This is a genomic window from Prevotella sp. HJM029 (genome assembly GCF_000599605.1).
GTDB lineage: Bacteria > Bacteroidota > Bacteroidia > Bacteroidales > Bacteroidaceae > Prevotella.
This window is the reverse complement of record NZ_AZHT01000010.1, coordinates 1-13,211: the sequence shown is the minus strand read 5'-3', so window position 1 is coordinate 13,211 and position 13,211 is coordinate 1. Positions and strand designations below refer to the sequence as shown.

Sequence of the window (13,211 nt, the reverse complement as noted above, 5' to 3'; positions counted from 1 at the left end):
TAATACTCATCCTCAATGAATATTAGAGAAAGATAAATCCCCTGTAAATCGGCAATTTACAAGGGATTTATAAGTAATAAAAAGCATACAGAAAACCTCCTAAAAAAGTGGTGTTGCAAGATAGATGACCAAGTATTACAAACGACTTGGGCTATCCCCCACTAAATTTCTACTGACCCATAATCGTACACCTTCCCAATAGTTTTATTAGCAAGTTCATTCTTAGTACGTAATAAGAAAGAAAAATCCCTTGTAAATCAGCGATTTACAAGGGATTTAATAGTACCCACACCCGCATTTGAAATATTAAATATGGGAACATCTTAATTAATCTTATCAAATTCAATAGTTAAACGTAAATATCTTGTAATCAACACAATAAAAGGACACTGCGTTTGATCTGATTGAAAAAGATAAAAATAAATTTAGGATGATTGGGAACAATTTGGGAACAATTTATTATCTTTGCAGCAGAACTAAAAGCATTAATTATGAAAGTTACAGCATTCATTCGTAAGACGGCAAAAAAGAACGATACAGATAGTATGGCAACAATCTATTTTCGCTTGCGTGATGGTAAGAAAGATATTAAGGCTGCAAGTGAACTTGTTATCAATCCGAATCATTGGAGTAGTGAGAAGCAAGGGTACAAAGACCGTGTTGCACTCGTCTCAGAAGAAAATAAGCTGCATTTATCTCAAAGTATTCAAGATATTGTTTCTGCAATTACAGAGCAATATTCTGAAGAAGCTGATAGTGAATGGTTGTCTATGATTATCGACAAGTATCATCATCCTAATCATTACAAGACTGAAGAGGAATTGATGCAGGAGAATAAACCTACTTTACTGGAACTATTCTCTAAATTCCTTGTAGAACATAAGTTATCCGCTGTGCGGGTAAAGAACTTCAAGGTTATTCAGCGTTCGTTAGCACGATACGAAATGTATGTAAAAACAGTTAAGCGTAGACATCGTGATTTTATTCTTGACGTAGATGATGTAACCTCTGACACTTTAAGGGATATGTGGGATTTCTTTGAAAATGAGCATATCTATTATGAGAAATATCCAAAGTTGTATGAAGCATTTCCAGAGAAGCGTATCCCATTGCCAAGAGGTAAGAACACTCTGATAGATAGATTTTCTCGCATAAGAACATTCTTTATATGGTGTTATGATAGAAAGATAACAACAAATCGTCCTTTCGATGAGTTCCCATTAGATGAATGTACCTATGGAACACCTTATTATATTACCTTAGATGAGCGTGACCAAATATTTGATGCGGATTTATCTGGACACCCACAGCTTGCTATTCAACGAGATATTTTTATTTTTCAAACCTTGATAGGTTGTAGAGTTAGCGATTTATATCGGCTGACCAAGAGAAACATAGTCAATGAGGCTATAGAATATATTCCTAAAAAGACCAGAGAGGGTAATCCTGTAACAGTTAGAGTACCCTTGAATAGCAAAGCAAAGACAATATTAGATCGCTATAAGGACTACGGGGGTGCAAAGTTATTTCCATTTATATCAGAACAAAAGTATAATGTGGCTATCAAACGCATTTTTCAAGAAGTAGGTGTAGATAGGATTGTAACGATCTTAGACCCTTTGACACATGATGAAGTAAAACGCCCTTTGTACGAGGTAGCAAGCAGCCATTTAGCAAGACGCACATTCATTGGTAATATCTATAAGAAGGTAAAAGACCCGAATTTAGTTTCCGCATTATCAGGACACAAAGAGGGGAGCAAAGCCTTTAGACGGTATAGAGATATTGATGAAGAAATGAAGAAAGATTTAGTAAAACTTTTAGACTGATTAGGCTATGAAAGGAAGTTTTGAAGATTTCAAACAACTTATAAAAGAGTGGCTTGATGCACATCCTAAAGAGTATGGTTCATTTGTTGAAGAAATGAACCGAACAAACAGTGCAGGGTTTCAGAAGGTGTTCATGTTAGTAGTGAGGTTAGTTCCCAAATACAAAGATGCTGTAAAAAAGAGAATGTCTGATGATACCTTGAAAGACTTTTCTTCCTTGGAAAGCATCTTGACTAATTCAAATCTTGCAGAGAACTTGGTAAATGAGTTCCAAAACACAGATAAACACTCTATAGTACCAGCTATGCTCGCATGGCTATATTATGGCAGAAGCTACGAGTGTATGGTAGAACAGGGTGAGAGCCTTATTCATAATAGTAAGACTAATAGAGTTCATAGATGGATTTTGTCGTTATTAGTCAAATACATTATTCATAAAAGTATATCTTCTGGAGAAAGAACCAAGGAAGATTGGGAGGAATTTAGATTGTATAAGCATTCCCTATCCACAGATACTGTTATTGAATCAACGTTGGAGAAAGCTATAACTTTTGGTGATAACAAGAATACTGGCACCAACAAGAAACGTGGCAGACCAAAGGATGAAAGGAATTTGAAGGAACTTCTTAAACCTGGAGCAAACGAAGAGTTGCTTTCTAAGATAAGAGATAGGATATTAACCAAGCCAAAAGAGAAAGATATTGTTTATCTCAAAATTGCTTTGGAAGAAGAGGGCTTGCTCTACGAATGTAATATAGCACCATTCTATAGAGCATTGTCCGAGCATTATAATATTCGTTTAATAGGACTTCGCGGTGTTCAGGATGCCTACAAAGAGCTTACTGAGACTATTGGAAAGACAGGAATAAGGTTGATGGATAAGGGAAAAGAGCGTGCTTCGATAGATGAATTTAAGACCTTTCTATCCTAATAACAGTTCGTTTAATTCGTTTAATATTTAAGCGAATTAAACGTTTCGCAATTCGTTGAAAATCAATCATTTTACGATATAAATTTGCAGTCGTCATCTCAATCGAGGTGGCGACTTTTTGTTTGCAAACCACCGACAACAGGAAGTCAAACAAGCTGGTGGAGTCTAAAAAATATGACCGATATTTTATCTATCATTCAAGGCTCTAACGCACATGTGCGATTAGAGGTGTCTGGTGAGGATTTGTTGGCATTTTCCAACGACCTTATTAACCGTGCGAAAGACGAACTTACATCTATCGTTGAAGAATCACGGAAGGAACGCTTCCTTTCTAAGGAAGAAGTTAAACAACTATGTGGAGTCTGTGATGCTACCTTATGGCATTGGGGTAAGAAGAACTATCTGAAGCCTATAAAGGTAGGGAACAAGGTCAGATACAGAATGTCTGATGTGCAGAAAATCTTAGGTAACGCAACCTCAAAGATCTAATACTATGGAAAAGGAAGAATATATCCGAGTTGGTACCACCTTATATAAATTGGTAGACCAACCCAAATTAGGAGGTGGCTTTGTACGCAAGCGTATCGTGTGGAACAACGAAACGCTGCGCCAAGACCACGGAAAGGACTTTATGGCAAGTGTACCTAAGTACAATGGCTTCTGTACCTTGCCAGACCATATGAACTATCAACCAGTTGTAGCAAACTTCCTCAATCTCTATGAGCCGATAGACCATGAGCCCAAAGAAGGAACATTCTCACACATAGAAGCCCTTGTATCGCACATATTTGGTGAACAGTACGAGTTAGGAATGGATTATTTGCAGCTGCTCTATCTAAAACCCATTCAGAAATTACCTATTCTTCTATTGGTATCAGAGGAGCGCAATACTGGTAAAAGTACTTTTCTCAACTTCCTTAAAGCCATTTTTAAGGACAATGTAACCTTTAACACCAATGAAGACTTCCGCAGTCAGTTCAATGCCGACTGGGCAGGAAAGCTCATCATCGTAGTAGATGAAGTGCTGCTTAACCGTAGGGAAGACAGTGAGCGACTAAAGAACCTAAGTACCACACATACCTACAAGGTGGAGGCCAAAGGAAAAGACCGCTCTGAAATAGCTTTCTTTTCCAAATTTGTACTCTGCTCCAACAACGAGTATCTCCCTCTTATCATAGACATGGGAGAAACCCGCTATTGGGTGAGAAAAATAGAAAAGCTGCAATCTGATGATACGGATTTTCTCAAGAAGCTCAAAGAAGAAATACCTGCCTTCCTATTCTTTCTCCAGCATCACACACTAAGTACCCAAGAAGAAAGCCGTATGTGGTTCAATCCTAAACTCACGGAAACACCAGCTTTAAAACGAATTATTAGGAGCAATCGTAACAAGTTGGAGATTGAAATGGCAGAACTTGCCATTGACATCATGAAGCAGATGAATATTAAAGAGTATTCTTTCTGCCTAAACGACATAGTTACGCTACTCAACTATACGCAAGTGAAAGCTGAGAAAAGCCATGTGCGAAAGATAGTACAAGATATTTGGAAATTGCAGCCAGCAAGCAATACACTTTGCTACACCACCTACCAGATAGACTTCAATCGCCCAAACTATTATTCCGATGTAAGGAGAATGGGCCGGTACTACACCGTCACTCTCGAACAACTTTCAGAGAAATAAATACTATTATTTTGATGAAACAAGAATATAAGCTACTGAATATAAGGAGAATAAATGCTCATCAGAAATCCATCAGAAATAAATCATGGATGAAGTGTATAATTGCTGTCCAAAAGAGAAATAGTGTACTATGGTGCCAAGTTTCTCTTTTGGTAAGTAGTAAATCCTGAGAACATAGAGTAGCGATTTCACTACTTCCTGAAGTAGCAAGCACTTTTGTCTGCACAAAAGTACAACTTGCTCCCCAAGAAAAAATATCTTATCTGGTAAATAGTGATAAGATGAAACCGTGAAATAACGGAGTAAAGATATAAGGAAATAGTTGCACAAGCATCACTTCCCCTTTAGTCTATTTTTTTGATGAAGAGTTGATGTATAATATAAACACTCATTATCAAGCACTTACAAGTAAACGCATCAAATCATCAATTTTCTAACAACATCTAAGCCGTACAATTATGAACATTGAAACAGCAAAACATATCAAATTGCAGGACTTTCTGCAAAGTATAGGGCATACACCTATCAAAATTAGTGGCGAGAAGTTATATTATAAATCGCCATTTAGAAACGAAACACAGGCATCATTCAAGGTAAACACAAAGCTCAACCTTTGGTATGACTTCGGACTTGGCAAAGGTGGTAGTATCATCGCACTTGCAGAAGAGTTATATCATTCAAGAGATATTTCCTATCTGCTTGCGCAAATAGAAAAGTTAGCTCCAGGCATATCCACTATGAACTATCACTCCTACCAACCTACAAGGATTACTACTCCAGAAGAACCTGCTTTTAAGAACATAGAAGTCTGCGAACTATCTCACCCTGCCTTACTTCGTTACCTCGCGGAGCGCAAAGTGGATATTGCGATAGCTCAAAAGGAATGTGTAGAACTACATTTTACCTATAAGGATAAAACCTACTTTGCTATAGGCTTTGCTAACAAGATTGGCGGCTACGAACTGCGCAACTCTTTCTTCAAAGGCTGCATAGCACCTAAATCATTTACAATTGTCAAGGCACAAGAGCAAGCCAACATCTGTTTGATATTTGAGGGTTTTATGGACTACCTTTCTTATATGACCTTGCAAAAGCAAGGAAAGGGCATCTTTACCTTTAGTGATGGCAAGCCAGCTGGAGTTTCGGACATTATTATCCTTAACTCTGTCACCAACTTGCAAAAGGTAAAGAGCTTTTTAGCCTCCTACGCACACATCGTTTGTCTTTTCGACAACGATAGGGCTGGTCAAACAGCCTACGTTGAACTCTCTAAAGAGTTAGGTGCAAAGGTAGAAGATGGTTCCGTGGCTTATTCAAAGTATAAGGACATTAACGACCTACTTTGTGACAAGCCTATTACCACTCAACAACAACGAAAGGGAAAAGGGCTATAACTCCTCGCTTGCTGCCCTATGGATATTTCACAAGCGAAATACCATAGCTCATTAGGGCATTTTCTTTACGCAGCCGTTACACTCCTCTGCTAAAAATGACCAATGAGCAAAGGGGAAGCCCCTTTTGAAACCCCGAAAAGAATCATCAACCTAAACGTAAAAACAAATAATGTAAAAGGACTATGGGATACGCAGTATTACATTTAGAGAAAGCAAAAGGAGCCGACACGGGTATGTCTGCTCATATTGAGCGCACCATTCATCCTAAGAATGCAGATGAAAGTCGCACTCACCTAAACAAAGAACTCATTGAGTTCCCTGATGAAATCCACTCTCGAAGTGAAGCAATTAGCCACCGCATCAATACGGCTGGCATTACTCGCAAGATCGGTAAGAACCAAGTACGAGCAATCCGTATTCTGCTCACAGGAACACACGAGGATATGAAAAGGATAGAAGGTTGTGGACAACTTGATAGCTGGTGTCAGGACAATCTACAATGGTTGGAAGAAACCTACGGCAAGGAAAACGTTGTGTCGGCTGTTATACACATGGACGAGCATACACCACATATACATGCTACGATTGTACCTATTGTTACTTGTGAGCGGAGGAAAGCCGAGAAAGAGAAAGAAAATGGTAAACGTAAATACCGAAAGAAGAAAGTTGGTACACCCAGACTATGTGCAGATGATGTGATGGCACGCAACCAACTAAAGAATTACCAAGATAGTTATGCCCAGCTCATGAATAAGTATGGCTTACAGCGTGGTATTGATGGATCAGAAGCCAAACATATCTCCACTTCTGAATATTACAAATCACTCATTGGTGCAACCGAGAACCTACAAAGTGAACTACAAACACTTGAATCAAGCAAAGAACAGCTTCAATCAGAACTTAAAGAGGTGAAACAAGGAATTAAAGTAGAGAAACTGAAGAGTTCTGCAGTAACTGCCACAACATCGATTACGGATAGTGTATCTTCTCTTTTTGGAGGTAATAAGGTGAAACGATTGGAAGAGGAAAACAAGCAACTTAATGCAGACAAGGCTACTTTGGTAGGGAATATCTCTACACTCAAAAAGCAAATGGCTACTTCTGAAATGATGCATCAGCAGCAGATGGAAACTATAAAAGACGAGTTCACCCGATACTCAATTAGCAAACAACAAGAGGAAAGAAAGTTGGAAGAACTTATTCCTTACCTTGCAGATCTCAAGGCTATCGTTCGTGAGTGTTTGCAAATGGGTTTTGCTACGCACTTGATACGAGCCATTTCATGCTTCAAAAAGGTCAGCTTTAGTGGTTCGCTTTACTCCAAGCAGCATAATCGCAAGTTTACTACCGAGCAATCTGTGGCATATATCAAGAATGTTATTCAACTTGAAACAAAGAACAAATGGCGGTTATTCATTGATGATTTGCCTGTAGTAGATTGGTTTAAAATGAAATACCAGCAATGGAAGAAGAAAAATGAGCAGAATATTTTTCAAAAAAGACATGGAGTAATGAAAATGTAATGTGCAATCAGAACCATATTTTTCTTATGAACGTTTGGAGATTCGACAACAATGAGCTATATTTGCAAATAAAAAGGAAACACTTCATATGAAACAGGCTGATTACATCAAACAAATTGCAAGATTTGCTTTAGCAAACGACAATGCTCGTTTACTTGATTTGCTGTATCGGTATGTAGAATATTCGCAGCAAAATAACAGAGGTAAATTTGCATCAGAGATACTTTCTATCATTAAAGATACTGATAGAAGAAATTCTTTAGGTAAGCTCAGGGAGTTTCGGTTGAATAAGGAAATTGAGAGTAAAGCTGATGAGTTTATCATACAGACAGTAATGTCTTCGTTTACGATGAAGGATTTAGTCTGTACACCCAATATTCAAGAAGAACTAGAGTATTTTATTAAGGAGAGAAAGCAAGTTGAAACTCTCGCAAAAATGGATATTCCTGTTTCAAATAAAATATTGCTTCATGGTCCGTCTGGATGTGGGAAGACGTTAAGCGCTTATGTTTTAGCTGGCGAATTGGATCGTCCATTGATTATAGTAAATTTGGGTACAGTAGTCTCATCGAAGTTAGGAGAAACAAGTAAAAATCTCACCCAAATATTTAAGACTGCAGACAAAGAAAAAGCTATTGTCTTGTTAGATGAGTTTGACAGCTTAGGTAAGATAAGAGATTATGATCAAGACCATGGTGAAATGAAGAGAGTTGTAAATAGAAGTTACGAAAAGAGTGTAATTTATTGGAACTGAGCGTAGGTTAATTGCTCATGATAGTAATAGGTTACGATTTAGTTAGTTATCTACTGCATCATCCTTCTGCGCGTTGCGTAACCTTCAAAGAACTCTTCGTATGCAAAAGTAACAATAAAACGGGAGATTTTGAAATGAATCTCCCTAATTTTTTCTTCTCATACAAGTTTTTCCGTAAAAGCGGTTTTGTCCGTCGGCACACCATCGCCCAAAAGGATTTTGGTCGAACGTATGCCGACTACGCATAAGCGGAGAAAAGGGCTTTACCTCACGCCTAAACAACAGTTTAGACTAATGATGCAAGGCCCATTTCTTTTGTGCTTATGCCAAAGAGGTGCTTTTACGGGTTTCTGACGATTTTTCTTTTTCCACTGTTCCTTTGAGCCGTAAGCGGAAAGCCGTGTCTGACCGCCCGATCCATAAATGGAACAAGCCGTCACACACGGCAGGCAAACCGGGAAGAATGATTTTATCCGTCCGACCGTACACGCTCGGCCAGACATATAAAATCATACTTCCTTGCCGGTGGTTTGCCCGGTTTCACGCCTCCGGCTATGTCCCTTTTCCTTTTGGCGTTTTCCCTTTTTTACGGATTTCTCTTTTGAAGTTTTCCTGTCCAATCTGCCTCCACTTCCGTTTACCTCCATTTTCGCGTCTTTCAGTGAGCCGCATCAGATAGTCATTTCCGTTCTGGGCGCAAAGGTAATTCCGGGATTGGACGGGAATGCAAGGTCAAGCCTCCTGTTTTCGGAAAAAATCTCCAGCCCTGCGGGTAGTATTTTTCCCGAAAAACCTTGCATTCCCTAATCCCTACCTTTTCAAGCACCCGAAACGAAAACGACCGATGCGACAGAAAGACGCATAAAAAAAATGTCGGATAAACGAGAGGCAGATAAGATAGTTTGAAACTCAACTCCCTCAGCTCTTGAATCCGCATTAAAAAACAAAAAAATCAAAAACAGCGAAGATATGACGGCAACGGCAAATTTCAGACAAATGGCGCAGTACATAGGGCTTGCGATATGCGGCTTGATGGTACGCACCGCCTTCGGGATGTTCGGCATCTTTTGGGGCATTATTAGAGAGATTGTAAACGGAGTGTTCCGAGTGGCGATAGGTGTAATCGTGGCTATCCTTTCCACTATTGCCTTCTTCGGCTTCATCCTTTGGTTATTCACCCTTTAACCCCTACTGACATGGCAAAGAGAAGCAGCAAAACGGCAGCGCAGCAGTGCAGATACTACGAGGTGGACAACATCTTCGTGTACATGGTGGAAACGTACATCAACGGCAACATATCCGTGTTCCGTGAACTCTACCGAGAACTGAACAAGGACGCACGGAGGGACTTTACAGACTTCCTTCTGAGCGAGGTAGAGCCGACCTATTGGAGAGAAATACTGAAACAGACAATCTAAAAAAGACAGCGATATGAAAGGAACAGAACATTTCAAGAGAACGATACAGATGTATCTGGAGCAGCGTGCAGCGGAAGATACGCTCTTTGCGAGGAACTACCGCAACCCTGCCAAGAACATAGACGATTGTGTCACCTACATTCTCAACTACGTGCAGCGGAGCGGTTGCAACGGCTTCACGGACGGGGAGATATTCGGGCAAGCCGTCCACTACTATGACGAGAACGAGATAGAGGTAGGCAAGCCCATTCAGTGCCAAGTGGCGGTGAACCACGTTGTGGAACTCACGGCAGAGGAAAAGGCGGAAGCACGGCAGAACGCAGTCCGCAGATACCAAGAGGAGGAACTCCGCAAGTTGCAGAACCGCAGCAAGCCGAGAACCGCCACCAAAGCGACCGCACAAGAAGTACAACAACCCAACCTATTCAATTTCTGATTATGAAACCGAGAACACCCATACAGCAGGAAGTCGCACGATTGAGCGAGCGACTGCCGAAATTGACCGCCACACAGAGGGCTTACGCTTTCCGCCATTGCTTCAAACATTACGCCATCAAGAGGGCGGACGGCACGAACATCTGCACCGAGTGCGGACATTCGTGGAGGAGTGAACACAACCTTGCGGACACCGTTTGCGGATGCACCTGCCCGCATTGCGGCATGGAGTTGGAAGCGTTGCGCACCCGAAAGAGCGTGTTCAGCGAGAACGAGTATTTCTGCATCATCACCACCTGCAAGCAGTACCAAGTGATACGCTTCTTCTTCGTCAAGTCCCAATACAAGGCAGGGCAGGCAGCCGGGTATTCCATTTATGAAGTGGTGCAAAGGTGGATTTCGCCCAAAGGCACAACCGTCACCATTGCCCGACTGCGTGGAATGTCCATACTTTACTACGACCTATGGGCGGAATACAGCGACATGGAGGTACGCAAGAACAACAAACTCCGTGCATACGATATAAACCCCGTCTGCACCTATCCCCGACAGCGTTTCATACCCGAACTGAAACGCAACGGCTTCAATGGCGAATACCACAACATACTGCCTTACGACCTTTTCACGGCTATCCTTTCCGACAGCCGAGCCGAAACGCTGTTGAAGGCAGGGCAATACCCCATGTTGCGCCACTATATCCGCAGTTCCTTTGACATAGAGAGGTATTGGGCATCCGTAAAGATATGTATCCGCAACGGCTACACCATTGCTGACGGCTCCATGTGGCGTGACACCATAGACCTCCTGCGGCATTTCGGCAAGGACACGAACAGCCCGAAGTACGTCTGTCCCTCCGACCTCAAAGCCGAACACGACAGACTTATGCACAAGCGCAACAAGGAGATAGAACGCAAGAAGTTGGAGGAACGCATCCGCCAAGCGAAGAAACACGAGAAGGCATACCGCAAACTCAAAGGCATATTCTTCGGCATCGCCTTCACGGACGGCACTTTGCAGGTGCGTGTGTTGGAGAGCGTTGCGGAGTTTGCAGCGGAAGGGACGGAACTGCACCATTGCGTGTTTTCCAACTCCTATTTCCTTGAAAAGAACTCTCTTATCCTATCCGCTACCATTGACGGCAAGCGCATAGAAACGGTGGAGGTTTCCTTGAAGACATTGGAAGTGGTGCAAAGTCGTGGCTTGCACAATTCCAATACCGAGTACCACGACCGCATTGTAAACCTTGTGAACAGCAACGTGAACCTTATCCGCCAGCGGATGGAAGCGGCATAGTATCAACCTATAATACCCAATAGTATGGAAGTAAAAATTGAAAGCATGGTTTGTCTGTGGGACGATAAAATCCCCACGATGTTCCTTGAATTTGTGAACCTCCTCACTCTTGCAACGAGTGAGGAGCAGTTAAGACGGAGTGTAAAGAACTTTGCCGAGAAGCACGGACTTGACAGGTTTTTCCTTTACGGCTTCGGTTCCCACCATTTCTACCTGCACCAACGCTACACGAGCGACCCCGAAATGGTGATGAAGAACAGAGTTTTGTCAGTACATTTTTAACCACCCTAAAATCAACGATTATGGCAACACGGATGACCATCAACGGAGTAAGCACCTGCACGGAAGCAGGTACGGAGAAATACGAGCGTTTCCAATTAGGTATCGGCAGACGCAAGCGGACACTTGTGCAGTACGACTACCGCCACCCCACAGACGGAGAGTTGTTCTCTTGTGTCAAACCCACATTGGACGAGTGCCGAGAAGCACGGGATGAGTGGCTCACGGCAAAGGAAGGAAAGGAGGACAGACGATGAACGCAGCCTATCAAACGCTGATAGTGAAGTTCAGTGAGCCTATCAAAGTATTGGACGGCATCTTTGACGATGCCGAAGCGTGGGGAGTTGATACCCTAAAAGGGTGGATAGACGACTACGAGAGCAGCAGGTTTACCGCCATCAACAGCCATACGGCAGTCATCACAAGCGAGTACAATATGGAGTGCCTGATGGAATGGTTGAAACGAAACACACCCATTGCCGAGATAACAGAATGTTAAACAAGTTGGCGGTGTCCGCACCGCCAACCTACAACCAAGAAAAGCATGATAGCGAAGACTATTTTACAGCAGATAGGCGGCAGACGCTTTGCCGCCATGACGGGAAGCAAGGACTTTATAGATATGGGTAACGGACTGCGCATGAGCCTTGCGAGGAACAAGACGAGTGCCAACCGCCTTGACATCATCTACGATGCCGGCTTAGACCTCTACAATATGCGTTTCTACCGCAGGACGTTCAGCAAAAAGACATTCGAGTGCAAGACGAAGGACATCGAAACACACGATGGCATATATTGCGATATGCTGGAAGAAATGTTCACGATGGTAACAGGACTCTACACCCATTTTTGAGTGGCGGCGGACAAAGCCGCCCTACTTTCTTTCGGTGAGCATGACGGCGGACAAAGAAAGTAGCAAAGAAACCGCTGTCCCAATCTACGATAGTATTCACAAAAACAAGTTTCAATCATGGAAGAAATCAGACAGAACGGAAAAATCATCCTGCACAGCGATGACGGAACAAGCATAAGGATGATTTTCAAAAACCTCACGGGCAGGATTTTTCAAGGTCAGGAATATGTGGAGTATATCCGGCATATCGCAATCGGGGAGATGGGATTTTCGCCCGGCATCATAGAGCATTGCAGGGACGGTGAAGTAATCGGCAAAGGAAAAATCCCGAATGTATGAAAAGCGGAAACTCCGATGAAGTTGCGGCTTCATCGGAGTTTCATTTGTCAGGCATTTGCCATGTTACGGAATGTACAGCAGCGCAAACTCCGCCTTTCTCCGTTTGAGCAGCATGGCGTGCCGTTTCCCCTTGTAGTTGCAGAAAGCGATATATTCCCGGTAAATGTTCCTGTCGCCCGCCTCCAATTTTCGGATCAGCGTGCTTTTGGGTATCTTCCCGCTCCCCAAAAGCCGGTATGGACCGACATTGTAGGCGAGCGTGGCAAGGAGCAGACTGTCACGCCCGAACTTACGGAACATGGCGCAGAACTTACGCAAGTCTTTCCGCAGGAGTGCGTCCGCCTGCCGCTTCGTCATGGTGCGTGCCGAATACCTTTCCCCCGGCTGCACCTGATGACCCCAGCCCACGTACGGATTATCAAAACCTTTTGATAATCCGTATTATCTAAAGACAAACATTATCCAAAGATTCACGGAAG

General features: G+C 42.3%; 16 protein-coding genes and 1 pseudogene. 16 read left to right on the top strand and 1 reads right to left on the bottom strand.

The window, feature by feature from the left end:
- Positions 1–491: 491 nt before the first annotated feature.
- The 16 genes from X919_RS0101030 (at position 492) to X919_RS0100940 (ending at position 12,732) form a co-directional block, all read left to right on the top strand.
- Entirely contained in the window at positions 492–1,829 is a 1,338-nt protein-coding gene (locus X919_RS0101030; RefSeq protein WP_028898651.1) for a site-specific integrase, read from the top strand.
- A gap of 7 nt (positions 1,830–1,836) precedes the next feature.
- Positions 1,837–2,760 carry a DUF6043 family protein gene (locus tag X919_RS0101025; protein ID WP_028898650.1) on the top strand — a complete coding sequence of 308 codons (924 nt, stop codon included), beginning with the start codon at positions 1,837–1,839 and terminating at the stop codon, positions 2,758–2,760.
- A gap of 174 nt (positions 2,761–2,934) precedes the next feature.
- Entirely contained in the window at positions 2,935–3,249 is a 315-nt protein-coding gene (locus X919_RS0101020; protein WP_028898649.1) for a helix-turn-helix transcriptional regulator, read from the top strand.
- A 4-nt stretch (positions 3,250–3,253) separates the two neighbouring features.
- Positions 3,254–4,444 (top strand): primase-helicase family protein, encoded by a 1,191-nt coding sequence (locus X919_RS0101015; protein ID WP_028898648.1) that lies wholly within the window; start codon positions 3,254–3,256, stop codon positions 4,442–4,444.
- A 458-nt stretch (positions 4,445–4,902) separates the two neighbouring features.
- A complete protein-coding gene (locus X919_RS0101010; RefSeq protein WP_028898647.1) occupies positions 4,903–5,838 on the top strand; it encodes a toprim domain-containing protein in 936 nt (311 codons plus the stop codon).
- A gap of 182 nt (positions 5,839–6,020) precedes the next feature.
- The gene (gene mobV, locus X919_RS0101005; protein WP_028898646.1) at positions 6,021–7,361 is read left to right on the top strand and encodes a MobV family relaxase; all 1,341 of its coding nucleotides are present in this window, start codon (positions 6,021–6,023) and stop codon (positions 7,359–7,361) included.
- A gap of 88 nt (positions 7,362–7,449) precedes the next feature.
- Positions 7,450–8,115, top strand: coding sequence for an ATP-binding protein (locus tag X919_RS15610; RefSeq protein WP_253270058.1), 666 nt, complete (start codon positions 7,450–7,452; stop codon positions 8,113–8,115).
- Between the two features lie 969 nt (positions 8,116–9,084).
- Complete coding sequence (locus X919_RS15780) at positions 9,085–9,300, top strand: hypothetical protein (RefSeq protein WP_007366490.1); 216 nt, start codon at positions 9,085–9,087, stop codon at positions 9,298–9,300.
- Positions 9,301–9,311: 11 nt separating this feature from the next.
- A complete protein-coding gene (locus tag X919_RS0100975; RefSeq protein ID WP_007366491.1) occupies positions 9,312–9,533 on the top strand; it encodes a hypothetical protein in 222 nt (73 codons plus the stop codon).
- A gap of 13 nt (positions 9,534–9,546) precedes the next feature.
- A complete protein-coding gene (locus X919_RS0100970) occupies positions 9,547–9,969 on the top strand; it encodes a PcfK-like family protein (RefSeq protein ID WP_007366492.1) in 423 nt (140 codons plus the stop codon).
- 2 nt (positions 9,970–9,971) lie between these two features.
- Positions 9,972–11,261 carry a PcfJ domain-containing protein gene (locus X919_RS0100965; RefSeq protein WP_014224642.1) on the top strand — a complete coding sequence of 430 codons (1,290 nt, stop codon included), beginning with the start codon at positions 9,972–9,974 and terminating at the stop codon, positions 11,259–11,261.
- Positions 11,262–11,285: 24 nt separating this feature from the next.
- On the top strand, positions 11,286–11,543 hold the full coding sequence (locus X919_RS0100960) for a hypothetical protein (protein ID WP_007366494.1): 258 nt from the start codon (positions 11,286–11,288) through the stop codon (positions 11,541–11,543).
- A gap of 20 nt (positions 11,544–11,563) precedes the next feature.
- Positions 11,564–11,797: a DUF3873 domain-containing protein gene (locus X919_RS0100955; RefSeq protein ID WP_007366495.1), complete on the top strand. Its 234-nt coding sequence runs from the start codon at positions 11,564–11,566 to the stop codon at positions 11,795–11,797.
- On the top strand, positions 11,794–12,039 hold the full coding sequence (locus X919_RS0100950; RefSeq protein ID WP_007366496.1) for a DUF6956 domain-containing protein: 246 nt from the start codon (positions 11,794–11,796) through the stop codon (positions 12,037–12,039). The genes X919_RS0100955 and X919_RS0100950 overlap by 4 nt, the downstream gene beginning before the upstream one ends.
- 45 nt (positions 12,040–12,084) lie before the next feature.
- Positions 12,085–12,393, top strand: coding sequence for a hypothetical protein (locus tag X919_RS0100945; RefSeq protein WP_007366497.1), 309 nt, complete (start codon positions 12,085–12,087; stop codon positions 12,391–12,393).
- Between the two features lie 117 nt (positions 12,394–12,510).
- Positions 12,511–12,732 carry a DUF7688 family protein gene (locus X919_RS0100940; RefSeq protein WP_007366498.1) on the top strand — a complete coding sequence of 74 codons (222 nt, stop codon included), beginning with the start codon at positions 12,511–12,513 and terminating at the stop codon, positions 12,730–12,732.
- A gap of 63 nt (positions 12,733–12,795) precedes the next feature.
- Here the strand turns inward: X919_RS0100940 and X919_RS14510 are convergent.
- Positions 12,796–13,149, bottom strand: a pseudogene (locus tag X919_RS14510) (lysozyme); the annotation flags it as partial.
- Positions 13,150–13,211: the final 62 nt, after the last annotated feature.

Excerpts from the sequence above, each read along its gene's own strand:
- X919_RS0101030 (WP_028898651.1), top strand. The coding sequence starts at position 492 with ATGAAAGTTACAGCATTCATTCGTAAGACGGCAAAAAAGAACGATACA.
- X919_RS0101025 (WP_028898650.1), top strand. The coding sequence starts at position 1,837 with ATGAAAGGAAGTTTTGAAGATTTCAAACAACTTATAAAAGAGTGGCTT.
- X919_RS0101020 (WP_028898649.1), top strand. The coding sequence starts at position 2,935 with ATGACCGATATTTTATCTATCATTCAAGGCTCTAACGCACATGTGCGA.
- X919_RS0101015 (WP_028898648.1), top strand. The coding sequence starts at position 3,254 with ATGGAAAAGGAAGAATATATCCGAGTTGGTACCACCTTATATAAATTG.
- X919_RS0101010 (WP_028898647.1), top strand. The coding sequence starts at position 4,903 with ATGAACATTGAAACAGCAAAACATATCAAATTGCAGGACTTTCTGCAA.
- mobV (WP_028898646.1), top strand. The coding sequence starts at position 6,021 with ATGGGATACGCAGTATTACATTTAGAGAAAGCAAAAGGAGCCGACACG.
- X919_RS15610 (WP_253270058.1), top strand. The coding sequence starts at position 7,450 with ATGAAACAGGCTGATTACATCAAACAAATTGCAAGATTTGCTTTAGCA.
- X919_RS15780 (WP_007366490.1), top strand. The coding sequence starts at position 9,085 with ATGACGGCAACGGCAAATTTCAGACAAATGGCGCAGTACATAGGGCTT.
- X919_RS0100975 (WP_007366491.1), top strand. The coding sequence starts at position 9,312 with ATGGCAAAGAGAAGCAGCAAAACGGCAGCGCAGCAGTGCAGATACTAC.
- X919_RS0100970 (WP_007366492.1), top strand. The coding sequence starts at position 9,547 with ATGAAAGGAACAGAACATTTCAAGAGAACGATACAGATGTATCTGGAG.
- X919_RS0100965 (WP_014224642.1), top strand. The coding sequence starts at position 9,972 with ATGAAACCGAGAACACCCATACAGCAGGAAGTCGCACGATTGAGCGAG.
- X919_RS0100960 (WP_007366494.1), top strand. The coding sequence starts at position 11,286 with ATGGAAGTAAAAATTGAAAGCATGGTTTGTCTGTGGGACGATAAAATC.
- X919_RS0100955 (WP_007366495.1), top strand. The coding sequence starts at position 11,564 with ATGGCAACACGGATGACCATCAACGGAGTAAGCACCTGCACGGAAGCA.
- X919_RS0100950 (WP_007366496.1), top strand. The coding sequence starts at position 11,794 with ATGAACGCAGCCTATCAAACGCTGATAGTGAAGTTCAGTGAGCCTATC.
- X919_RS0100945 (WP_007366497.1), top strand. The coding sequence starts at position 12,085 with ATGATAGCGAAGACTATTTTACAGCAGATAGGCGGCAGACGCTTTGCC.
- X919_RS0100940 (WP_007366498.1), top strand. The coding sequence starts at position 12,511 with ATGGAAGAAATCAGACAGAACGGAAAAATCATCCTGCACAGCGATGAC.